Below are 22,110 nucleotides of genomic sequence, written 5' to 3'. Positions count from 1 at the left end.
CGACAATGGCTCGCCGGGTCGTCCGATGCCCTCGGTCAGGCGACGACCGTGGCACGGAAGACCGTGCCGGCACCGGACACTTCGGCCTTTTCGCCCGCCGGTACGAAGACGGACCGGCCGGGCGTCAGCTCGTGCTCGCCGGCGCGGACGGAACCCGCCGTGCACAGCAGGATCTGTGGGGTCGCGCGCGTGAGGTCGTGGGCGGTGGTGCCCTCCGGGAGGACGTACCGGGAAAGCCGGAACTCGTCGATCGGGGTCTCGTAGACCTCCTCGCCGTCCGGGGCGGCCTCCGGGCGCAGCACACCCGGGTCGCTGGGCTCGAAGCGGACGATACGCAGGAGTTCGGGCACGTCGACGTGCTTGGGGGTGAGGCCGCAGCGCAGGACGTTGTCGGAGTTGGCCATGATCTCGACGCCGAGGCCGTTCAGGTAGGCGTGCGGGATGCCCGCGCCGAGGAACAGGGCCTCACCGGGCTGGAGGCGGACGTGGTTGAGGAGCATCGCGGCGATGACACCGGGGTCGCCCGGGTAGTGGTGGGCGATGTCGGCGTACGGGGCGTAGTCGCCGCCGAGGCGGCTGCAGGCGGCCGCGGCCTCGGTGACGGTGTGGGCCATTTCGTCCGGGTCCGCGGTGAGGATCGCGGTGAGGACCTCGCGCAGGGCCGCGTCCTCGGGGTGCGCGTGCAGCAGGTCGACGTACGGCTTCAAGGAGTCGACGCCGAGGCCGTCGAGCAGGTCGGCGACCTGGAGGGGGTCGCGGAAGCCGCACAGCCCGTCGAACTCGGTGAGCGCGCAGATCAGTTCGGGCTTGTGGTTGGCGTCCTTGTAGTTGCGGTGGCCGGCGTCCGCGGGGATGTTGCGGCGCTCCTCGTCCTCGTAACCCTCCTTCGCCTGCTCCAGGTTGGGGTGCACCTGGAGGGAGAGCGGGGCGCCGGCGGCGAGGATCTTGAGGAGGAAGGGCAGCCGGGGGCCGAACTTCGCCACGGCCGCGGCGCCCAGTTCGCGGTCCGGGTCCGCCTCGATCACCTCGACGAGTGTGCCGCGCGCGGTGCGCGAGGGTGCCCCCGGGTGCGCGCCCATCCACATCTCCGCCTGCGGTTCGCCGGTCGGCTCGGCTCCGAGGAGCGCCGGGATCGCGGTGGTGGAACCCCAGGCGTAGGGGCGGACGGTGTTGTCGAGGCGGTCCATGCGGGTGTCTGCCTGTTCTCTGCGAGTCGAGTACGACGGCTTCTCTTCGGGGGGGGAGGACGCGGGTTCGCCTTGTGTACGGCCGTCGGTTCCGCTTCGGTCCACTGCCGTAAGGCTGCCGGGGCGCCCTGAGACAGATCAGGCTCCCGAGGCGAGCGCCAGGTAAACGGCGGCGAAATCCGTGATGGCGATCAGTTCCGCGAGGGTCTCCAGCTCGCCGCCGGGTTCCGGCTCCAGTTCGCTGATCGGCGTGTCATGGCTGAGCGCCAGGTCGCGGGCGGCGGGCGCGGCGGTGAGGCCGCCGAGCGGGCGGTCGCGCAGCAGCACCACGCGCGCGTGCAGGGCGGGTGGCTCCTCCACGCGGTCGCGGAAGAAGTCGTCGGGATCGGCGCTCGCCGCGAGCTTGCCGGCGAGCAGCGCGTTGTGCGAGGCGAGCGCCTCGGGCAGTTCGGCGACGACAGCGGGGTGGCCGGAGAGTTCGGCGAGCGCGGCGGCGAAGCGGCGGCCTGCCGGGCCCGCGGAGACGCCCTCGGTCCAGATCAGCGGGAGCGCGTCGGCGAGTTCGGCGGCCAGGGTCTTGGCGGGGTTGCTGTAGGTCGCGATGGCGGGACCGCAGCGCTCGGCGATGTGGTCGAGGCGGTCGGCGACCTTCTGCAGGGCCTCCGGCGGGGCGGTGATCATGCCGGTGCGGTCGAGGAGCGCCAGGAGCGGGGTGAGCAGCGCCCAGAGCACGCCGGGGGCGGAGGCGGCGAGGGCTTCGTCCTGCTCGTAGGGGGCGGTCGCCATCGGCACGAACAGGCCGTGGTTGTTGTGCACCGCCTCGGTGAGCGGGGAGCCGGCCGGGGCCACGGCGACGACCGTGCAGCCGCGGCGGTATGCCTGCTCGGCCAGCAGGGACAGGCCGGGCTCGGTGCCGTCGGGGGTGGTGATCAGCAGCAGGTCCACGGAGCCGGCCCAGCCGGGCAGCTCCCAGCGCAGGGCGCCCGCGGCGGGGGCGACGCCGGCCGGGGCCAGTCGGGTGACGGGGCAGGTGACGCCGGCGAGCGTGCCGAGGAGGTCGGCGACGCCGATGGCGGCGGTGCCGGGGCCCGCGAGGATGATGGCGCGGGGGCGGCCGTCGGGTTTGAGATCGTGGACGCCTGCCTCGGCGGCGTGCCGGGCGGCGGTGCGGACACGGGCGCCTGCTTCGGCCGCGCCGCGCAGCAGGGCACGGCGGTCGGCCTCGGCGAGCGCCTCCGGCGTGTCCAGCAGCGATTCGTCGAGCATGGGCGGCAGCCTCCGATCGCCGGGTCGTCTTGGGGGCGGGTCCTGCGCGGGTTTGTGCGGTGGGGGCTTTGCTCGGTCGCGGGCGGGCGGTTCCGGGGCGGTGGCTGGAGTCTGTTGCACCGGGGCCGGACGCCTGCACTCCGGGGGCGCCCCGTGTGGCTCGTCCTTGGCCGGTGACGGTCGCTCTCGCGGTGGCCGTCGCGTCGCGTTACGCGGGGCGGCGGGCCTCGTCGACGAGCAGTACGGGGATGCCGTCGCGGACGGGATACGCCAGGCCACAGTCCTGGCCGGTGCAGATCAGCTCGGTGTCCTGCTCCTTGAGCGGGGCGTGGCAGGCCGGGCAGGCGAGGATCTCCAGGAGGCCGGCTTCCAGCGGCATGGTTGGTCCCTTCTGGGGCGGTGTGGGTGGTATGTGCGTGTGTGCGGATGTGCCTGGTCAGCGTACCGCCGGTGGGGGCGGGGTGCCGGGGTTGGGCGGCGTTGTGGTTGCCGTCTTGGGGTTCGCCCTCGCCGCCCCTACCCGTCCCGTCCCTTGAAGGGGCTCCGCCCCTTCGACCCCGCCAGGGGGCTGCCGCCCCCTGGACCCCCGCTTCGGCCTGCGGCCTCGTCCTCAAACGCCGGACGGGCTGAAATGACTGTCCCTCAGCCTCTGATGATCGCCAGTACCTCGTCGCGTACCTTCACCATCGTCGCCTCGTCCCGGGCCTCCGCGTTGAGGCGGAGCAGGGGCTCCGTGTTGGACGGGCGGACGTTGAACCACCAGTCGGCGGCCGTGACGGTCAGGCCGTCGAGTTCGTCGAGTTCCACGCCCTCCTGGGCCTCGTACGTGGTCTTGATGGCTGCCAGGCGGCCGGTCTGGTCGGCGACCGTGGAGTTGATCTCGCCGGAGCCGGTGTAGCGGTCGTACTGGGCCACCAGACCGGACAGGGTGCCGTCCTGGCCGCCCAGGGCCGCGAGGACGTGGAGGGCGGCCAGCATGCCCGTGTCGGCGTTCCAGAAGTCCTTGAAGTAGTAGTGGGCGGAGTGCTCGCCGCCGAAGATGGCACCGGACTTCGCCATTTCGGCCTTGATGAAGGAGTGGCCGACGCGGGTGCGGACCGGGGTGCCGCCGTTCTCCTTGACGACCTCCGGGACCGACCAGGACGTGATCAGGTTGTGGATGACCGTGCCCTTGCCGCCGTGCTTGGCGAGCTCGCGTGAGGCCACCAGGGCGGTGATGGCGGACGGGGAGACGGGGTTGCCGTTCTCGTCGACGACGAAGCAGCGGTCGGCGTCGCCGTCGAAGGCGATGCCGAGGTCGGCTGACTCCTCCCGGACCCGCTTCTGGAGATCGACGATGTTCGCCGGGTCCAGCGGGTTCGCCTCGTGGTTCGGGAAGGTGCCGTCCAGCTCGAAGTACATCGGGACGAGGGTGAGGGGCAGGCCGGCGAAGACCGTGGGGACCGTGTGGCCGCCCATGCCGTTGCCCGCGTCGACGACCACCTTCAGGGGGCGGATGGAGGCCAGGTCGACGAGGGAGCGGAGGTGGGCCGCGTAGTCCTCCAACGTGTCCCGCCGGGTGATCGTTCCCGTCCGGGCGGCCGGCGCCGGGGCGCCCGACTCGGTCCAGCCCTCGACCAGTTCGCGGATCCGCGCGAGGCCGGTGTCCTGGCCGACCGGGGCCGCACCCGCGCGGCACATCTTGATGCCGTTGTACTGGGCCGGGTTGTGCGAGGCCGTGAACATCGCGCCCGGGAGGCTCAGCGCGCCCGAGGCGTAGTACAGCTGGTCGGTGGAGCACAGGCCGATCTCGGTGACGTCGACGCCCTGGGCCGCCGCCCCGCGCGCGAAGGCCCGGGACAGGCCGGGCGAAGAGGGCCGCATGTCATGCCCGGTCACGATCGCGCTCGCGCCCGTCACCTCGACGAAGGCAGCCCCGAAGAGCTCGGCCAGTGTCTCGTCCCACTGGTCCGGTACGACCCCGCGCACGTCGTACGCCTTCACAAGCTGTGACAGATCAGCGGCCACGGCCAACCCTCCTGAAAGTCCTATCGGTCACCCCAAACTACCCGCCCCCACTGACAGCGGGCTGTGCGGCCGCCGAGTGGACTCCGAGCCGTAACCTCAGGTCAGCGCGGAGGTCAGGGCAGCATCCAGCCCAGCACGGGTGAGCTCTGGCCGACGACGATCAGGCACATCACCAGCAGCAGGCCCAGGCTCCAGGGCAGCACCCGCCGCAGCAGGTCCCCCTCCCGGCCCGCGAGCCCCACGGCCGCACAGGCGATGGTGAGGTTCTGCGGCGAGATCATCTTGCCGAGCACACCACCTGAACTGTTGGCGGCGGCCAGGAGTTCCGGCGAGAGCCCCGACTCCCGGGCCGCCGTCACCTGCAACGCGCCGAACAGCGCGTTGGCCGAGGTGTCCGATCCCGACACCGCCACACCGAACCAGCCCAGCACCGGCGACAGGAAGGCGAGCCCGGCGCCGGCCGCGGCCACGAAGTAGCCGATGGTGGCCGCCTGTCCGGAGAGGTTCATGACATACGCGAGTGCCAGCACGGACGTCACGGTCAGGACGGCGAACCTCAACTCGTGCACGGTCGCCGCCCACTCCCGGACGGCCACGCGCGCGTGCACTCCGAGCACGACCGCCGTGCACACCCCGGCGAGCAGCACGAGCGTGCCGCCGGTGGAGACGATCGGCCAGCTGAAGACGTTGCCGCCGACCGGCTCCCCGTCCGGGTTCACGACGTTCAGGAAGGGCCAGTCGTACGTCTGGGTCGCCCCGGACAGCCAGTCCTTGATCACCGGGATCTGCGCGAGGGAGAAGATCACGACGATCAGCGCGTACGGCGCGTAGGCCCGCACGACTTCCCGCCGCGGATCGTCCTCGTCCAGTTCCTCGCTGCGCGCCCCGGTCAGCACGGACGCGCGTACGGCCTCGGTGGCGGGCACGCGTGCGTGCGGTACGGCGACCAGGGCGCCCGCACCGGCCAAGGCGGCACCGATGTCGGCGAGTTGCGCGGAGACGTAGTTGGAGGCGGCGAACTGCGCCACGGCGAAGGCGATTCCGCAGGCGACAGCGGGGACCCAGGTCTCCTTCAGCCCTCGCCGCCCGTCCACGAGCCCGACCAGCACCAGCGGCACGACCAAGGCCAGCAGGGGCGTCTGACGCCCCACCACGGAAGCCACGTCGTCCAGGGGAAGGCCGGTGACCTGAGCCAGCGTCACCACCGGCGTGCCCATCGCGCCGAAGGCCACCGGCGCGGTGTTGGCGACCAGCGCGACGACCGCCGCCCGCACCGGTTCGAAGCCCAGCGCGACGAGCATGACGGAACAGATCGCGACGGGCGCCCCGAACCCGGCGAGCGCCTCCAGCAGGGCCCCGAAGCAGAAGGCGACGACGAGCGCCTGGATGCGCGGATCGTCGGAGAGCCGCCCGAACGACCTGCGCAGGATGTCGAAATGCCGGGTGTGGACGGTCATCCGGTACACCCACAGGGCGTTGACGACGATCCACAGGATGGGGAAGAGCCCGAAGGCGGCTCCCTGGGCGGCGCTGGAGAGCGTCTGGCCGAGCGGCATGCGGTAGGCGAGCCAGGCGACCAGAACGGCCGCCAGAAGTCCCGTGAGCCCCGCCAGGTGGGCTTTCATCCGGACCCCGCCCAGCAGGACCAGGACGATCACGAGCGGCAGCGCCGCCACCAAGGCGGACAGGCCCAGCGAGCCTGCGACGGGTTCCAGTTCCTGGACGTACACGGGCGCCTCCCCGGATTCCGCCATGCGGAAAGCGATTTCTCGTTCCGGCATACGGAATGGTCGTGTCCGCGCCAATCGCACGTCAATGCCTGTGCATCACTCAACGAAATGAACGAGTGGAGGAAGCAAACAAAGAGGGAAGGAAACCGGCCGTCAGTTGTCGGGCGACCGCAGCACCCGCAGGTGACCCCGCCGCGCGACCTCCATCGGGTCGGCCCCGCGCCCCCCGCCCCCGCCGGCCTGGGCCGCCCGCTCCTGCGGACGGGCCGCCTCGCGCACGGCGTTGGCAAGCGCTTCCAGATCGTCGCCGCTCGGACGGGCCGGAGCCGAGCCGTCCAGCAGCCGTACGACCTCCCACCCGCGCGGGGCGGTGAGGCGCTCGGAGTGCTCGGCGCACAGGTCGTAACAGTGGGGCTCGGCGTAGGTGGCGAGCGGGCCGAGGACCGCGGTCGAGTCGGCGTAGACGTACGTCAGCGTCGCGACGGCGGGGCGGCCGCAAGCGGTGCGCGAACAGCGACGTACAGGGCTCACGACGTTGGACGGTACCGCACTCTTGAGCGGGCCGCGACGACTCTCCCCCAGGTCACCCCACCGTGTCGTGTTGTGAAACACCCCACACACCCCTTCTGCCCCAACTCGCTGACCTGCGTGGAAGCCATCCTCCGCGTTCCCCAACATCGCTGAGGTCGGTCACCACTCACCACAAACCCCGTCAATTACCTCGCCATCGACGGTCTCGGAGAGATACGGAATCGAGCCCAACCTTGGCTGGAATGGTCATCTGCCGACAAGCCGTACGAGCGGCCGAACGCCACCCCTGCCCCGACATGCGGATCGGACACGCACCGGCGGCGAGGACTACGCTTCAGCAGTGATGGAAGCCCCCGTACCGCCCCGTGCCGCAGGCCCCGGGCCCCGCCGCCGTGATCGTCACGGGCGGGGCATGCGCGGCCCGATCGCACCACCCCAGGTGCCGCTCGCCGCGAGCCGTGCCGACGCCTTCGCCGACCTGGTGCAGGACTCCGTGGAACGCCTCGAACGCCGCTGGCCCCAGCTGGCCGACATCGATTTCCTGGTCCTGGAGGTCCCCCGCCTGGACGGCGGCACCTGGAGCGACGAGGCGGTCCCCCTTGGCGGCACGATCCCCGCACGCGAGGGCCGCCCCGCGCGGGTGGTCATCTACCGCCGCCCGGTGGAGATCCGCACCAAGGGCCGGGACGAGCGAGCGGCCCTGGTCCACGAGGTCGTCGTGGAACAGGTGGCGGAGCTGCTGGGCCTGACACCCGAGACGGTGGACCCCCGCTACGGGGAGGACTGACGGCCTCCGGCCGAGCCCTACTTCTGCAGCACCGACAGGTCCTCGTCCGCCTCCGGCACGGCCACCATCCCCCGGTCGTCCGGCAGCGTCTGCACGGTGAAGCCGGACACTCCCTCCGTCGTCGCCGCCAGCGTCCGGGACGCGTACACCGGGCCGCCCGACACCGACTCCACCGTCAGCGCGTAGGTGCCCTTCAGGCCGCTCGGCACCGGCACCCGCACGTCCTGGGTGGTACCGGACTTGATCGTGTACGTCTTCGTCGCCGCCGTACCGCCGTCGCTCCCCGCCGACGCGGTCACCTTGATCTCCGCCGTGCGGAAGGGCGCCGTCACGGACAACGTCGTGCCCTTCGCCCGGTTGTCCACCGCCGTCGCGCGTGTGCCGACCGGGCGGCTCGCCGGTATGAAGGCCGTCTCCTGATCGGCCCCCTTCCCGCGCACCACCCGCAGCGCCGCGACGACCGGCACGGACCGGTCCGTGGGCGTCAGGACCAGCGACCCCGTCTCGCCCCGCATGATGTCACCGAGATCCACCGCACTCGTCATGCCCGCCTTGACGTGCAGCGTCTCGTTCCCGGCGGGCGTGATCGGCCCGGACGGCGAGGCGAGGCGCACCTTCAGGTCCGCGTCGGCGTCCCCCGGCGTGAAGGCGACCAGTCGCACGGACGTGGCGTCCTTCGGGATGCCGGGCAGCACCAGGCTCCCCGCGGGATCGGCGGACGCGGCCAGCCAGTCGCCGCCGAGCTTGTCGTCCAGCGCCTGCACCGAAGCACCCACGCGACCACTGCGCACACTCACGTGCACGGTCACGTTGTCCTGCTTCTCACTGGTCAGCGTGGACAGCAGGACCGGTTCACCGGAGTGCGGCTGGACCGTGATCCCCTCGCCCACCGTGGTCTCGAGTGCACCGTCCTTGCCGTACAGCTCGATGTCCACCACGGCGGCGGAGTCGTCGGGGTTGGTCAGATGCACGTAGTCCGTCCGGTCGGCGGCCATGCTGGCGCCGGGGAACCAGAACTCGGTGTCGGGCGCGGTGCAGTTGACCCCCTGAAGACCACGCCCCGTGCCCGCGGCGACCTCCGTGGTCTCCTGCACGGTCCAGCCGGGCGCGAACCTGCCGTCGGCGGTGCCGACCAGCGCCGGCGAGTCGGCCCCCGACGCGTCGCCGGTGACCGGCGTCCCCGGCTCCTTGGCCTCCAGGACCGGCTTGTCCGCCTTCCCGGTCTTGCCGGTCTTCCCGGTCCTGCCCGAGTCGTCGGCCTTCCTGCCCTTGCCGTCCGCCGTGTCGCGCGACTCCTGCGCCGCGGACCGGAGCTCCGCCTTCCCGTCACTCCCCGTCCCCTTGGTGACGGGGGTGAACGACGTGTACGTCGTCTCGGCGAGGTCCGAGGTGCTCGGCGCCGGACACAGCAGGCTCGTACGCTCCACGGGCAGCTCGGCGGCCGCCTTGGCGGCGTTCGCCCCGGACGCGTCCGGCGTGGTGAGCGCCGCGAGCCCGGTGACGGCTGCGAGGGCGGTGCCGCCGGCGATCAGGGACAGGGTGGTGCGGTTCACTGCTGGCTCCCGTCGGGACGCTCACTGCCGTTCGGTTGCTGCTGCGCCGGGTCGTACGTGCCGTCGTAACCCTGCTGGTACGTCGTCTGGTCGTACGACCTGTCGTACGGCGCCGTGGGGGACTGCCCCCCGTACGCGTACGGGTCGTACTGGCCGCCCTGATACGGGTCCGCCTGATACGCCTGGTCGTAGGCGCCGCCCGCCGGGTACTGCTGACCGTTCTGGTACTGCTCCCCGCCGTAGCCGCCGTACTCGCCACCGGCATAGCTGGGCGCGTCCCACTCGTTGTGGGACTGCTGCTGGGGGATCGCCGCCGCCGGCGCCTCCTGCGGAGGAGGCGGGAACTCGCCGCCCTGGCCGGGCTCTTCGGCTTCGGCCTGGGCACGCAGCCGACGGGCCCGTCGGCCCTCGCCCGCCATGGCCTCGGCGGGGACGGCCGGCTCCTCGGGCAGGTCGTCGTCGATGTCGCGGCGACGCCCCGGAAGGGCCATCACGACGAGGACGAGGGCGAGGAAGCCTTGGACCCACAGCCAGGCGGTGTGACCGATCGGGTCGTCGTAGGTGACGTCCAACCTGCCGCCCTCGGCGGGGAGCTCGAAACCCTGGGCCCAGCCGTCGACCGTGGTCGTGGTGAGCGGCTTGCCGTCCAGGGTGGCCGTCCAGCCGTCGTCGGCACTGTCGGCCAGGCGCAGCACGCGGCCGTCGGAGCCACCGGGAATCGTGGTGTGGATCTCGGTGGGCCCGGCGGCGACGGGCTGAGGCTCGGCCGAGCCGGTCCCGGACTCGGCACCGGCGACGATGGCCGCGCGCGACACCTGCCGGTCGATCCGCCACAACGCGCTGCCGTTCTGCTCGCTCAGCCGCGACAGGCCGGGCGTGGCGTCCAGCACGCGCGCGACCTCGCGCGGTGCGCCCTTGTGGACGAGGACGTATCGCACCGCGAACGCGCCCAGCTGGTCGGCCTGGTCGGCGCCGGAGCCTGCGACGAGGTTGGCGACGATCTTGTCGAGCTTGGTGTTCTCCCCGTCCGCGGCGGCGAGTTCGGCGTCGCCGAGGCGGGCACCGGAGCCACGGACGAGCATGTAGCCGACGTGGGCCGCGGAGTCGCTGTCGAGGACGAGGGTGCGGGCCTGGTCACGGGTGCCGCTCTCCTCGGCGACGAACGCGGGCACCTGCACGGGGTCGCGCCGCTCCAGCGGTCCGTCGGCCCCGCCGATCATCCAGCCGGCGGCGACGAGCAGCGGTCCGGCGGCCGCGGCGAAGGCGACCAGCGCGGCGACCGGCTGGCGCCAGCCGAAGCTCTGCTCGGCCACCCGCGCGCGTGCCCCGTCGGCGCCGAGCACGGCGGCGGCCAGGAGCGCGATGCCGTAGACGAGGGTCGCGGGGCCGGCCCAGGCGGAGCTGTTGGACAGGACCGCGAAGACGAGGCCCACGAGGGCGACCGCCCAGGCCGCCCAGATCCCGAACTGGCGCTCGGAGCGCAGCAGGGCGGCCAGCGCGGCCAGCACGACGCCGATGAGCATCAGCCCGCTGACGGTGCCGGGCCCGCCGGGGCTGGCGCCGAGCAGGTCCAGGGCGGAGGCGGCCGAGGAGCCGTACTCCAGGCCGGCCTCCCGGAAGAAGCCGAACGGCAGCAGCGACAGCGACCAGGGCGCGAGAACCAGCAGGGGCACGCCGAACTGGGCCAGGAAGCGCAGGCCGTACGCGGTGATGTCCGCGCGCCGCACCGCCAGGAGCCCGATCCCGAGGACCAGGGCGATCGGCCACACGATCGGTGTGAAGGCCGTGGTGATCGTCAGCAGCAGGGCGTATGCCCAGGTCGCGCGCCAACTGCCGCGCGTACCGGAGCTGTTCGTCAGGCCGCTCGCCGCGATGCCGGCACGTGCGACGAGCGGCAGCAGGACGGCGAGGACGGCGGTGCCGATGCGGCCCCCGGCGAGCGCTCCGGTGGCGGCGGGCAGGAAGGCATAGACGACGGCCGCCCACGCGCGCAGGAGGCGCGACTCGACGAGCGGACGGGAGGCGAAGTAGGCGGTGAGGCCGGCCAGCGGCACCGAGAAGACCAGCAGGAGGGTGACGGCGAGCCCGGTCGAGCCCAGCAGCACCGAGGCGAGCATCGCCACGATCGCGAGGTAGGGCGGTGCGGACGGGGTACCGCCCGCGCCCACCGGATGCCAGGCGTCCAGGTAGTGCGACCACAGCTCACCGGAGTCGGCCGGGGCGGGCAACAGCGCACCACCCGCGAGCGCGCCGCCGCCGAGCAGTGCGCGGCAGGCGATCAGCGAGACGAACAGCAGCACCAGGAAGAGCACGGGGCCGGGCTTGCGGGCGATGCGCTTGAGGCGCGCGAACTGCTCGACCTCCAGGAAGTCCGCGTCGTCGCCGCCGGGCCCGGACTCGATCGCGCTGCCGTGTCGTCCCGCGCCGGTGGACACCTCGGGGTCGGAGCTGCCGAAGAGGCTGCTCGCGACCTGTTCGACGGTGGCCCGCACGGTCGCGCCGGGCGGTGGGAACAGCGCCCGCAGCTCGCCCTTGTCGATGACGGGATTCCCGCGCCTGCGCCGCCCGGCGATGATCCGCTCGGGGCGCAGCAGCGTGCCGACGAGGCCGCGGATCTCGTCGAGGGCCTGCCCGGGGACCTTGCCCACGAGGTAGGCCAGGGTCCGCAGGACCGTGCCGAGGACGAGGCGCAGCAGCACCCAGGGCAGCACGGCCGTGCGTGTGTTGACGAGCAGGGTGTAGACGGCGCCTGCCTTGTCGACCTTGTGCGGGGAGGCGGCGGTGCGGCCCACGCAGTCGACGGTGCGGCGCTCGCGGGAGGACGCCTCGGCGTGTCGTACGACTGCCTCGGGGGCGACGAGGACGCGGTGGCCGGCGGCCGTGGCACGCCAGCACAGGTCGACGTCGTCACGCATCAGGGGCAACCGTCGGTCGAAGCCGCCGAGCTGTTCGAAGATGTCTCGCCGGATCAGCATGCCGGCGGTGGACACGGAGAGCACGGACCGCACGTGGTCGTGCTGGCCCTGGTCCTGTTCGCGGCGGTCGAGGCCGGTCCAGCGGCGGCCGGAGTGGGCGATGGTGACGCCGACCTCCAGGAGCTGCCGGCGGTCGTACCAGCCGCGCAGCTTGGGGCCGACGACGGCGACGTCGTCGCGGCCCAGCTCGTACTCGTTCTCCACGACACGCAGCAGCTGGGCCAGGGCGTCGGGTTCGGGGGCGCAGTCGTCGTGCAGGAGCCACAGCCACTGCACCGGCTCCCCGTGCGGGAGGTCGGGCATGTCGTAGGCGTCGTCGCGCCATGTGCGCGTGACGGGGTCCCAGCCGCTCGGCCGCTTCAGATACGTCAGCTCGTCCGGGGTGAGGACGGGGGCGGAGCGGTTGGCCTCCTCGACGGCCTGGCCGAATCCGGTGCGCCGGGCGAGGTGCAGCACGCGATCGTCACCGAGGGCGTCGGTGACCAGCTGCGCGGAGTGGTCCGCGCTGCCGGTGTCGGCCGCCATGGCGAACTGGACGGGGCGCTCCTGACCGAGCAGCCCGGCGAGCGCGTCGGGCAGCCAGCGGGCACCGTCGTGGGAGACGAGGACCGCGGTCACCACATGACGCGGGAACTCAGGTGTGGCAGCGACGTCGTGATGGGCTGCCGTGTGGCTGTGCACGGACATCGAGGTACGGGCCCCGGTTCGATGGACTGCGGTGGACACCTGTGTCCCGAGGGGACAGCGCGGCGTCTCGGACGAGCGACCACACTATCGGCTGGGCATCACGGCGGCCCGCCGCCTGTGGATAACCCACCCGCGACGGGCCGTTCGAGACATATTCGAGACGTATGCATGTGCGACGCGTACGCGCGATGTGTACGTGCGGGGTGCCTGCGCCCAGGGCCCTGCCCTCGGCCCTCCCGCTCAGCCCTGCCGCTCGGTCTGCGGCTCGGCCTACGGCGGCCGGACGGCCGGTGCGCCGCTCAGACGGCCGCCTTCTTCAGACGTCGGCGCTCACGCTCGGACAGACCGCCCCAGATGCCGAATCGCTCGTCGTTGGCGAGGGCGTACTCAAGACACTCGGAGCGGACCTCACAGGCGAGGCAGACCTTCTTGGCCTCGCGGGTGGAGCCGCCCTTCTCGGGGAAGAAGGACTCGGGGTCGGTCTGGGCGCACAGCGCGCGCTCCTGCCAGCCGAGTTCCTCGTCCGCGTCGTCGACCAGCAGTTGCTGCACCAGCTCGGTCATGTGCGCCCCTCGTCTGTCTTTCGCGTCCCCGTGATGTAGCCGTTACCGATTTCGGCTGAACGACACGAGTGAAATTACAAGTGTGCTGCTCCGGGCGAGTCAAGCCGAGATCTGCTATTGAGCCCCTTATTCACTCTGGGGAACCAAGGCCTAGCGGAAAGTGTTCAAATCGGCATAAACCTTGACACGCAGACGAGACCCGGGAGGGCGTCCAACCCCGCTCAGAGCCTGTACGGAAAAGGACGCCCAGAAGTTCGATCTCGTTGCACACACGCGCAGAAGCGAACCGGATCACAGTCGGATCACAGGATCACAACGACGCTCATGCGCCCGGTTGTGCGCCATGTGTCCCGACTAACTCATGAACAAACCTTTCACCACAGAGATGAACTGGATGAGGTGAAATATGTCCCACATAACGGGCGCCGAGTTGACACCCGAGGTGCAAACCGATGTTCTTGTGGGCATGCTCGCGAACTCGGCACCCACCTCGACCCGCACCTCCGGGTCCCACGGTGCTGCCCGCGCTCGCTGTAGCTGTTGCTGTCCCAGCTGTTGAGCCATACCTGCTCCAGCTGTAGGCCGAGCCACCCGTCCCTCGGCTCTCGTTCCCTCTGACCTTCCTTCACTGAGGAACCACCGCACCCCATGAACAGCGACAGCGACCTCCAGATCGCCGGCGACATCCTCGAAGTCCCGCACCTCCTCCAGACGCCCCGCGAGCACCCGGCCACCGTCGCCGAGTTCGTCGGCCTCGCCCGCTCCATCGCCGACGACCGGTCGCAGTGGGAGCACCTCGTCCGGTACGACGCGACCACGCGCTGGTACCACCGGCTGCACACGGGGCCGGGCTACGAGGTGTGGCTGCTGTCCTGGGTCCCCGGGCAGGGCAGCGGCCTGCACGACCACGGCCGGTCCTCCGGTGTCCTGACGGTCCTGGACGGCATGCTGACCGAGCGCACGGAACGCGGCACGCGCGTGTTGGCGGCGGGCGCGCAGCGCGTCTTCGCGCCGGGATACGCACACGAGGTGGCGAACGACGCGCTGGAGCCGGCGGTCAGCCTGCACGTGTACTACCCGGGCCTGACCGAGATGCCGATGCACACGTCCTCGGCCTGCGAGGCGCGTACGGAGCAGCGTCCGGTGACTGCCTGACGCGTTGTCGTACCCGCCTGCAAGACTTGCTCCCATGCGCATTGTGGTTCTGGCAGGCGGCATCGGTGGTGCCCGGTTCCTGCGCGGTCTGAAGCGGGCCGCGCCGGACGCGGACATCACGGTCATCGGCAACACCGGGGACGACATCCACCTCTTCGGGCTGAAGGTCTGCCCCGACCTCGACACGGTGATGTACACGCTCGGCGGCGGCATCAACGAGGAGCAGGGCTGGGGCCGGGCCGACGAGACCTTCCATCTCAAGGAGGAACTCGCGGCGTACGGCGTCGGGCCGGAGTGGTTCGGGCTCGGCGACCGGGACTTCGCCACGCACATCGTGCGGACGCAGATGATCGGCGCCGGATATCCGCTGAGCGCGGTGACGGAGGCGCTCTGCGACCGCTGGAAACCGGGAGTCCGTCTCATCCCCATGACCGACGACCGCGTCGAGACGCATGTCGCGGTCGAGGTGGACGGCGAACGCCGGGCCGTCCACTTCCAGGAGTACTGGGTGCGGCTGCGCGCCTCGGTGCCGGCCGAGGCGATCGTGCCGGTCGGCGCGGAGCAGGCCAAGCCGGCGCCGGGCGTCCTGGAGGCGATCGCCGACGCCGACGTCATCCTCTTCCCGCCGTCCAACCCGGTCGTCTCGGTCGGCACGATCCTCGCCGTCCCCGGCATCCGCGAGGCGATCGCCGACGCCGGAGTGCCGGTCGTGGGCCTTTCCCCGATCGTCGGGGACGCGCCCGTGCGCGGGATGGCCGACAAGGTGCTCGCGGCGGTCGGCGTGGAGTCGACGGCCTCCGCGGTCGCCGAGCACTACGGCTCGGGGCTCCTCGACGGCTGGCTCGTCGACACCGTGGACGCGGCGTCCGTGGAGCCGGTCGAGGCGGCGGGGATCCGCTGCCGGGCCGTACCGCTGATGATGACGGACCTCGACGCGACCGCGCGGATGGCCCGGGAGGCACTGACGCTGGCGGAGGAGGTGCGAGGGGCTTGAGCGAGGTGACTGCCGACGGCTACCGGGTCTGGGCCGTCTCCGGGATTCCCGAGGTCCAGCAGGGCGACGACCTCGCCAAACTGATCGCCACCGCCGCGCCCGGCCTCGTCGACGGGGACGTCCTCCTCGTCACCTCGAAGATCGTGTCCAAGGCGGAGGGGCGGATCGTCGAGGCGGCCGACCGGGAGGCCGCGATCGACGCGGAGACCGTACGGGTCGTGGCGCGTCGCGGCCCCCTGCGTATCGTCGAGAACCGGCAGGGGCTCGTGATGGCCGCCGCCGGGGTCGACGCCTCCAACACCCCCGCCGGGACCGTGCTGTTGCTACCCGAGGACCCGGACGCGTCCGCGCGGGCGATCCGGGACGGGCTGCGGGACGCCCTCGGCGTCGAGGTCGGGGTCGTCGTCACCGACACCTTCGGGCGCCCCTGGCGCGCCGGGCTCACCGATGTCGCGATCGGGGCCGCCGGTATCCGCGTACTCGACGATCTGCGCGGGGGCACGGACGCGTACGGCAATCCGCTCAGCGCGACCGTCGTGGCGACGGCGGACGAACTGGCCGCCGCCGGTGACCTGGTCAAGGGCAAGGCCGCCGGGCTGCCCGTCGCCGTCGTGCGCGGGCTGGCGCACACGGTGGCCGAGGACCACGGGGAGGGTGCGCGGGCCCTGGTGCGCGGCGCGCGTGACGACATGTTCCGGCTGGGGACGTCGGAGGCCGTACGGGAAGCGGTCACCCAGCGGCGTACCGTGCGGGCCTTCACGGACGAGCCCGTCGACACCGGGGCCGTGCGGCGGGCGGTCGCGGCTGCTGTCACCGCTCCGGCGCCGCACCACACCACACCGTGGCGGTTCGTGCTGCTGGAGTCGGAGGAGTCGCGGACGCGGCTGCTCGACGTCATGCGGGACGCGTGGATCGCCGATCTGCGGCGGGACGGCAAGAGCGAGGAGTCCGTCGCCAAGCGGGTGCGACGCGGGGACGTGCTGCGGAACGCGCCGTATCTGGTGGTGCCCTGCCTGGTCATGGACGGTTCGCACACGTACGGCGACGCGCGGCGGGACGGTGCCGAGCGGGAGATGTTCGTCGTCGCGGCCGGGGCCGGAGTGCAGAACTTCCTGGTCGCGCTGGCCGGGGAGCGGCTGGGCTCGGCCTGGGTGTCGTCGACGATGTTCTGCCGGGAGGTCGTACGGGAGGTGCTCGGGCTGCCGGCGGACTGGGATCCGATGGGGGCGGTGGCCGTCGGTCATCCGGCGGAGGAGCCGCGGGCGCGACCGGAGCGGGATGCGGGGGCTTTCATCGAGGTTCGCTGAGGCGGGGCGGGTAGGGCCTAGGCTCGTAGGAGCCCACCGGGGCTCGTCTTCGTGGGCCCTGTCTGAAGCTCGCCTTCGCAGGGCCTCTGGTACTCATGTTCGTACGACCCTTCCGCTCCCCCAGCGCGTAGGCGCCCTCCGGCACTCCTAGGACCTCACCCGTGGCAGGACGTTTCGCTCCGCGGCCCACGCGTACGACTGTGCGCGGTGGGCATGTCGCCGTACCCGCGGGTGTGCCGCGGCAGGCTGTCGCGCCGGGGAAGACGCGGACGGTGGTGCCGGACGGGCCGCTCGATCTCGGGCTGGTGCTGGGGCCGCTGAAGCGGGGGCCGGGGGATCCGACGTTCCGGGCGATGCCGGACGGGTCCGTGTGGCGGGCCTGTCGTACGCCTGCCGGGGCCGGGACTCTGCGGGTCACCGTGCGCGGTGCCGGGGTGCGGGGCGAGGCCTGGGGGCCGGGGGCCGAGTGGCTGCTGGAGCAGTTGCCGGAGCTGCTCGGGGCCGCTGATGATCCGTCCGCCTTCGTGCCGCGGCATCGGCTCTTGGCGGTGACCCGGCATCGGCGGCCGGGGCTGCGGTTGACGCGGACCGGGCTGGTGCTGGAGTCGTTGATTCCGTCGATTCTGGAGCAGAAGGTCACGACCGATGAGGCGTATCGGGCGTGGCGGTTGCTGGTGCGGAAGTTCGGGGAGCCGGCGCCTGGGCCCGCGCCCGGGCGGATGTGTGTGATGCCGGACGCGGCGGCCTGGCGGATGGTTCCGTCGTGGGAGTGGCATCGGGCCGGGGTCGACAACAAGCGGGCGTCCACGATTCTGCGGGCGGTGCGGGTCGCTGCGCGGCTGGAGGAGGCGGTGCGGATGCCTCCGGCTGAGGCGCGGGCTCGGCTGGAGGTGGTGCCGGGGGTCGGGCCGTGGACGTCGGCGGAGGTTGTGCAGCGGAGTCATGGGGCGGCGGATGCGGTGACGGTGGGGGATCTGCATCTGCCGGGGATCGTGGGGTGGGCGTTGGCGGGGGATCGGGATGCGGATGACTCGGTGATGCTGGAGTTGTTGGAGCCGTATGCGGGGCAGCGGCATCGGGCGGCTCGGTTGATCTTGTTGAGTGGGCGGGTGCCGGCGCGGCGGGCTCCGCGGATGCCGCGGGGGGATATCGGGCGGTTGTGAGGGGTGCCCCCGGGGCACCGAGGATTCTCGCCCCCGCCGCCCCTACCCGTCCCATCCCTTGAAGGGGCTCCGCCCCTTCGACCCCGCCCCTTCGACCCCTGGACCCCCATCGGCCTGCGGCCTCGTCCTCAAACGCCGGACAGGCTGGAGATGCACGGCCCGGCACCGAAAAGTGACCGCCTCCACGGGTGGGTGAGGGCTAGGGACGGCTGCACTCGGCCTCAAAACGCCACACCAGCCGAGAAGCCAGTCCGGCACCGAAAAGCAACCGCCTCCCCGACCGCATCCGCCCACGAGGCTTCGCCCGCCACGGGTCGGTGGGAGTCCTCCCCGGAGGGGTGGGTCCGGGGACGGAGTCGGCTGGGCCGCTACAGGTCCGGTGAGAAGCGCACCGCCCCCGCTGGGATCAGCGCGTCGCACCACACCCGTACGCCCTCCCTCAACTCGTTGTCGGCGCCGATCACCGCGCCGTCGCCGATGACCGTGCCGGTGAGGACGGAGCGTTCGCCTACGCGGGCTCGGGTGCCGATGAGGGAGTCGGTGATGACGGCGCCGGGTTCGATGACGGCACCCGGGAGGATGGTGCTGCCGAAGACGCGGGCGCCCTCGGCCACGAAGGCGCCCTCGCCCACCACGGTGCCGCCGGTCAGCTTGGCGTCGGGGGCTACCCGGGCCGTGGGGAGGATCAGGCGGTCGCCGCAGCGGCCGGGGACGGCGGGGGAAGGGGCCCGGCCGAGGACGAGGTCCGCCGAGCCTCGGACGAAGGCCGCCGGTGTGCCCAGGTCGAGCCAGTACGTGGAGTCGACCATGCCCTGGAGGTGGGCTCCGGCCGAGAGGAGGTCCGGGAAGGTCTCGCGTTCCACCGAGACCGGGCGGCCCGCCGGGATCGTGTCGATGACCGAGCGGCGGAAGACGTACGCCCCCGCGTTGATCTGGTCGGTGACGATCTCTTCGGGCGTTTGGGGCTTCTCCAGGAACGCCGTCACCCGGCCGGTGCCGTCCGTGGGGACCAGCCCGTACGCCCTCGGGTCCGTCACCTTGGTGAGGTGGAGGGAGACGTCCGCGCCCGTCGTCTCGTGCGTGCGGACCAGGGCCTTGATGTCCAGGCCGGTCAGGATGTCGCCGTTGAAGATCAGGACCGGGTCGTCGGGGCCGGAGTGGAGACGCGAGGCCACGTTGCGGATCGCGCCGCCCGTGCCGAGGGGCTCCTCCTCCGTGACGTACTCCAGGTGGAGCCCGAGCGCCGAGCCGTCGCCGAAGTACGGCTCGAAGACCTCGGCCAGGTACGACGTCGCCAGGACGATGTGGTCGACGCCCGCCGCTCTCGCTCTCGCCAGCTGGTGCGTGAGGAACGGAACCCCGGCCGCCGGGACCATGGGCTTCGGCGTGTGCACGGTGAGCGGACGCAGCCGAGTGCCCTTGCCACCGACCAGGAGGATCGCTTCTGTCACCTGTCGTCTCTGCTTCCTGCCGGGACCGGCCGAACTGTCTTTCGACCGGCCAGTGTATGCAGACCGTTGCGCGGCCCCTCGACAAGACGGCAGTGCGGTACTTCCGCGTTCCGTGTCGGCTCAGCGACCCTGGTAGCGGGCCGCCGAGGCGCGGGCCGAGCCGAGCTTGCGGTAGAGCTGCCGTCCGGGGCACTCCGTGGAATAGCCGTCCCGGTGGCCGGAGATCACGTTCAGTCGTACGTTCTTTCCCTTTCGGTAGAGATTGCCACCGCCGGACGTCAGGTATGTCTTTCCGCGCGGATTGGCGCCGTAGAGGCCCAGCTTCCAAGCCGTGAGCCGGGCCACGGCCTTCACCGAGGCTTTGGTCGGCTTGGTGGCGCCGTAGCTGCCGAGAACGGCGATCCCCATGCTGTTGGAGTTGAAACCGAGGGTGTGGGCACCCAGGACGGGCTTCGCCACTCCCCCGGCGCGCCCCTCGTAGATGTTTCCGCACTTGTCGACGAGGAAGTTGTAGCCGACGTCGCGCCAGCCCATGCTCTTGACGTGGTAGCGGTAGATACCGCGAATGAGCGAGGGGGCTTGCGAGCACGAGTACTTGCTGCCGGTCGCCGTGTGGTGCACGAAGGCCGCCTTCACCTTCTTCGTGTAGGCGAACTGCCGCTCCCGCCACCCCTCGTTCGCGCCCCAGCCGCGCCGCGTGACGATGCGCGGCCGCGGCCCGATGTACGGCTTCGCCCGTTGGGCCTCCGTCAACTCGTTGCCGCGCAGGGCCAACAGCTCCCGTTCGGTCTCGGCCCGGCCGAGCGCGGGGATCTCGACGGCGCCGACGGGGGCGAGTTCGGCGTTGGCGCCGGAGGCGACGAGGACCTCGGCGGTCTCGACGGTCTCGGGGTTCAGCGAACCGGGGCGGGGGGCGCCGGCGGGGTCGGCCTTCTCCGGGGCGGGCTCACCGGGGTCGACGAGTTCGAGGCGCAGGCCCGCGGGAAGGATGGCGGCGGCCTCGGGGTGGGCCGCCGAGTCGTCACCGCCGCCCCGTACCCCGTCCTCGCCCTCGGGCCCGTCGTCCGGCCGAGGCCCGGCGGCCTCCGCCGTGACCCGCACTTCCACACCGTCCGACTCTCCGACCCACAACGGCGCCGTGGAGCCGCGCACCCGGCCCGAGGTGGGCTCCTCGGTGCCCGGGTCGGCCGCGTGTTCGCCGTTGTGCGTATCGAGGTCCTGCCAGCCGGACCAGGCACCCGTGCCGAGCGCGCGGGTACGGACCTGGACGCGGCCGTGCAGTTCGTTGTCCGGGGCGTCCCAGGTGACGCCGACGAGGGAGAAGTGCCGTACGCCCCGGGGGGACAGCCCCCATTCGGAAGGGCCACCGACGTCGCGGTCACGGGTGAGGGCGGCGAGGGGCAGGGCCTGGGTGCTGCCGGGGACGGACGACTCCGCGTCCTCCTGACGCACCGCCGGCCCGGCCACCGTCCTCCCACTCGTGGCCACTTCCGCTCCGAGCGCCGGTCTCGCGGCCGTGGCGGCGGCGGACGGGGTGAGCGGGAGGGCGAGAGCGGCCGCGCACGTGACACCGATCGAGGAAGCAAGGAATCCACGCATACCCCTGATGTTGGACATAGTCATACAAACCTGTCCAACGGGGAACTGACGAAGCGTCGATCCGCGATTCGTCCGAACCGGTGGCGGGCGGGAGCCCCCACCAGGGGGTGCGCACCCGCCCGCCCGCGTACGCTTGCGCGGGTGAACGCCACCGACCGCACCCCTGCCGACCTGCTGCGTTCCGCGCTCGCCGCGGATCCCGGACGCCCCCTGGTGACCTTCTACGACGACGCCACCGGGGAACGTGTCGAATTGTCCGTGGCCACCTTCGCCAATTGGGTGGCCAAGACCGCGAATCTGCTCCAGGGCGACCTCGGGGCCGGTCCGGGCGACAGGGTCACCCTCCTCCTGCCCGCACACTGGCAGACGGCGGTGTGGCTGCTGGCGTGTTCGTCGGTGGGCGCGATCGCCGACGTGGGCGGGGACCCGGCCGCGGCCGACGTGGTCGTGAGCGGCCCGGAGAGCCTGGAGGCCGCGCGGGCCTGCCGCGGCGAGCGGATCGCCTTGGCGCTACGCCCCCTGGGCGGGCGCTTCCCGCAGCCCCCGGCCGGCTTCGCCGACTACGCCGTGGAGGTACCGAGCCAGGGCGACCGTTTCGCCCCGTACGCCCCGATCGACCCCGAGGATCCGGCCCTCATCGTGGCCGGCCGGGAGTTCAGCGGCGCCGAGGTCGTCGAACGCGCCCGCGCCGAGGCAGCAGCACTGGGCCTCACGGGCCCCGGCTCACGGATCCTCTCGGCCCTGCCGTACGACACCTGGGAGGGCCTCAACGCCGGGCTGTACGCCGCCCTGGCAACCGACGGCTCGGTCGTCCTGTGCCGCCACCTCGACGCCCTCGCCGAGGACGCCCTGGCCAAGCGCATCGACAGCGAACGCGTAACCACCACAGCGCGGTAGCCTCCGGCGCCGTAACCCATGCCGGGTCACCCGGCACTGCCCCACCCACTGGGGCTGCCGCCCCAGCCCCCGCCATCGACCCCCGAAGGGCCTCGCCCTCAAACGCCGGACGGGCTGGAACAACGGACCGGCGCCCACAAGTGCCCGCATGCCCGGCGCACCCCCGCGGCGCCGCAGTCGCCCACGGCGGCAAGGGGACGCGTCGGGGGGTGTCCGCCCGCAGAGTCCGGTGTCAAGGAACAGCACCTCCTGGCAGTA

Annotated in this window: 17 protein-coding genes; 6 read left to right on the top strand and 11 right to left on the bottom strand. The window is 72.1% G+C overall.

Going from position 1 to position 22,110, the window contains the following annotated elements:
• Nucleotides 1-35: 35 nt before the first annotated feature.
• The 6 genes from manA to ADK36_RS42980 form a co-directional block, all read right to left on the bottom strand.
• Nucleotides 36-1,187: a mannose-6-phosphate isomerase, class I gene (gene manA / locus ADK36_RS43000; protein WP_048586674.1), complete on the bottom strand. Its 1,152-nt coding sequence runs from the start codon at nucleotides 1,185-1,187 to the stop codon at nucleotides 36-38.
• A gap of 138 nt (nucleotides 1,188-1,325) precedes the next feature.
• A complete protein-coding gene (locus ADK36_RS42995) occupies nucleotides 1,326-2,453 on the bottom strand; it encodes an SIS domain-containing protein (protein ID WP_048586673.1) in 1,128 nt (375 codons plus the stop codon).
• 208 nt (nucleotides 2,454-2,661) lie between these two features.
• Entirely contained in the window at nucleotides 2,662-2,832 is a 171-nt protein-coding gene (locus ADK36_RS47460; protein WP_007382472.1) for a Trm112 family protein, read from the bottom strand.
• 263 nt (nucleotides 2,833-3,095) lie between these two features.
• The gene (locus tag ADK36_RS42990; RefSeq protein ID WP_048586672.1) at nucleotides 3,096-4,460 is read right to left on the bottom strand and encodes a phosphomannomutase/phosphoglucomutase; all 1,365 of its coding nucleotides are present in this window, start codon (nucleotides 4,458-4,460) and stop codon (nucleotides 3,096-3,098) included.
• A gap of 113 nt (nucleotides 4,461-4,573) precedes the next feature.
• Nucleotides 4,574-6,190, bottom strand: a complete 1,617-nt coding sequence (locus ADK36_RS42985; protein ID WP_053201491.1) for an L-lactate permease — start codon at nucleotides 6,188-6,190, stop codon at nucleotides 4,574-4,576.
• Nucleotides 6,191-6,343: 153 nt separating this feature from the next.
• Nucleotides 6,344-6,721, bottom strand: coding sequence for a DUF3499 domain-containing protein (locus tag ADK36_RS42980; protein WP_030053098.1), 378 nt, complete (start codon nucleotides 6,719-6,721; stop codon nucleotides 6,344-6,346).
• 343 nt (nucleotides 6,722-7,064) lie between these two features.
• Between ADK36_RS42980 and ADK36_RS42975 the strand changes: the two genes are divergently transcribed.
• Nucleotides 7,065-7,508, top strand: coding sequence for a metallopeptidase family protein (locus ADK36_RS42975; RefSeq protein ID WP_078916720.1), 444 nt, complete (start codon nucleotides 7,065-7,067; stop codon nucleotides 7,506-7,508).
• A 17-nt stretch (nucleotides 7,509-7,525) separates the two neighbouring features.
• On the opposite strand, the gene ADK36_RS42970 is transcribed toward ADK36_RS42975, so the two are convergent.
• The 3 genes from ADK36_RS42970 to ADK36_RS42960 all read right to left on the bottom strand — a co-directional run bounded on the left by ADK36_RS42970 (nucleotide 7,526) and on the right by ADK36_RS42960 (nucleotide 13,286).
• Nucleotides 7,526-9,061, bottom strand: coding sequence for a DUF5719 family protein (locus ADK36_RS42970; RefSeq protein ID WP_048586670.1), 1,536 nt, complete (start codon nucleotides 9,059-9,061; stop codon nucleotides 7,526-7,528).
• Complete coding sequence (locus tag ADK36_RS42965) at nucleotides 9,058-12,723, bottom strand: glycosyltransferase family 2 protein (protein WP_078916719.1); 3,666 nt, start codon at nucleotides 12,721-12,723, stop codon at nucleotides 9,058-9,060. Before ADK36_RS42965 ends, ADK36_RS42970 begins: the two co-directional genes overlap by 4 nt.
• Before the next feature lie 299 nt (nucleotides 12,724-13,022).
• Nucleotides 13,023-13,286 carry a WhiB family transcriptional regulator gene (locus tag ADK36_RS42960; RefSeq protein WP_003975777.1) on the bottom strand — a complete coding sequence of 88 codons (264 nt, stop codon included), beginning with the start codon at nucleotides 13,284-13,286 and terminating at the stop codon, nucleotides 13,023-13,025.
• 648 nt (nucleotides 13,287-13,934) lie between these two features.
• Between ADK36_RS42960 and ADK36_RS42950 the strand changes: the two genes are divergently transcribed.
• From ADK36_RS42950 to ADK36_RS42935, 4 genes are all read left to right on the top strand, one after another.
• Nucleotides 13,935-14,441, top strand: a complete 507-nt coding sequence (locus ADK36_RS42950; RefSeq protein ID WP_048586668.1) for a cysteine dioxygenase — start codon at nucleotides 13,935-13,937, stop codon at nucleotides 14,439-14,441.
• A gap of 34 nt (nucleotides 14,442-14,475) precedes the next feature.
• A complete protein-coding gene (gene cofD / locus ADK36_RS42945; RefSeq protein ID WP_048586667.1) occupies nucleotides 14,476-15,435 on the top strand; it encodes a 2-phospho-L-lactate transferase in 960 nt (319 codons plus the stop codon).
• Nucleotides 15,432-16,742: a coenzyme F420-0:L-glutamate ligase gene (locus tag ADK36_RS42940; RefSeq protein ID WP_048586666.1), complete on the top strand. Its 1,311-nt coding sequence runs from the start codon at nucleotides 15,432-15,434 to the stop codon at nucleotides 16,740-16,742. The genes cofD and ADK36_RS42940 overlap by 4 nt, the downstream gene beginning before the upstream one ends.
• A gap of 161 nt (nucleotides 16,743-16,903) precedes the next feature.
• Nucleotides 16,904-17,905, top strand: coding sequence for a DNA-3-methyladenine glycosylase family protein (locus ADK36_RS42935; protein WP_078942885.1), 1,002 nt, complete (start codon nucleotides 16,904-16,906; stop codon nucleotides 17,903-17,905).
• Nucleotides 17,906-18,273: 368 nt separating this feature from the next.
• Here the strand turns inward: ADK36_RS42935 and ADK36_RS42930 are convergent, their stop codons facing one another.
• Together ADK36_RS42930 and ADK36_RS42925 are read right to left on the bottom strand one after the other, a co-directional pair.
• Nucleotides 18,274-19,356: a nucleotidyltransferase family protein gene (locus ADK36_RS42930; protein ID WP_048587542.1), complete on the bottom strand. Its 1,083-nt coding sequence runs from the start codon at nucleotides 19,354-19,356 to the stop codon at nucleotides 18,274-18,276.
• 120 nt (nucleotides 19,357-19,476) lie between these two features.
• Entirely contained in the window at nucleotides 19,477-20,955 is a 1,479-nt protein-coding gene (locus ADK36_RS42925) for a peptidoglycan recognition protein family protein (RefSeq protein WP_053201484.1), read from the bottom strand.
• Between the two features lie 141 nt (nucleotides 20,956-21,096).
• Between ADK36_RS42925 and ADK36_RS42920 the strand changes: the two genes are divergently transcribed.
• Nucleotides 21,097-21,852, top strand: a complete 756-nt coding sequence (locus ADK36_RS42920) for a TIGR03089 family protein (RefSeq protein ID WP_053201482.1) — start codon at nucleotides 21,097-21,099, stop codon at nucleotides 21,850-21,852.
• Nucleotides 21,853-22,110 lie beyond the last annotated feature (258 nt).

This window comes from Streptomyces viridochromogenes, from assembly GCF_001270495.1.
GTDB classification, from domain to species: Bacteria; Actinomycetota; Actinomycetes; order Streptomycetales; family Streptomycetaceae; genus Streptomyces; species Streptomyces viridochromogenes_A.
Note: the sequence above shows the minus strand (reverse complement) of the source record. Positions and strands in the feature narration are given on the sequence as shown.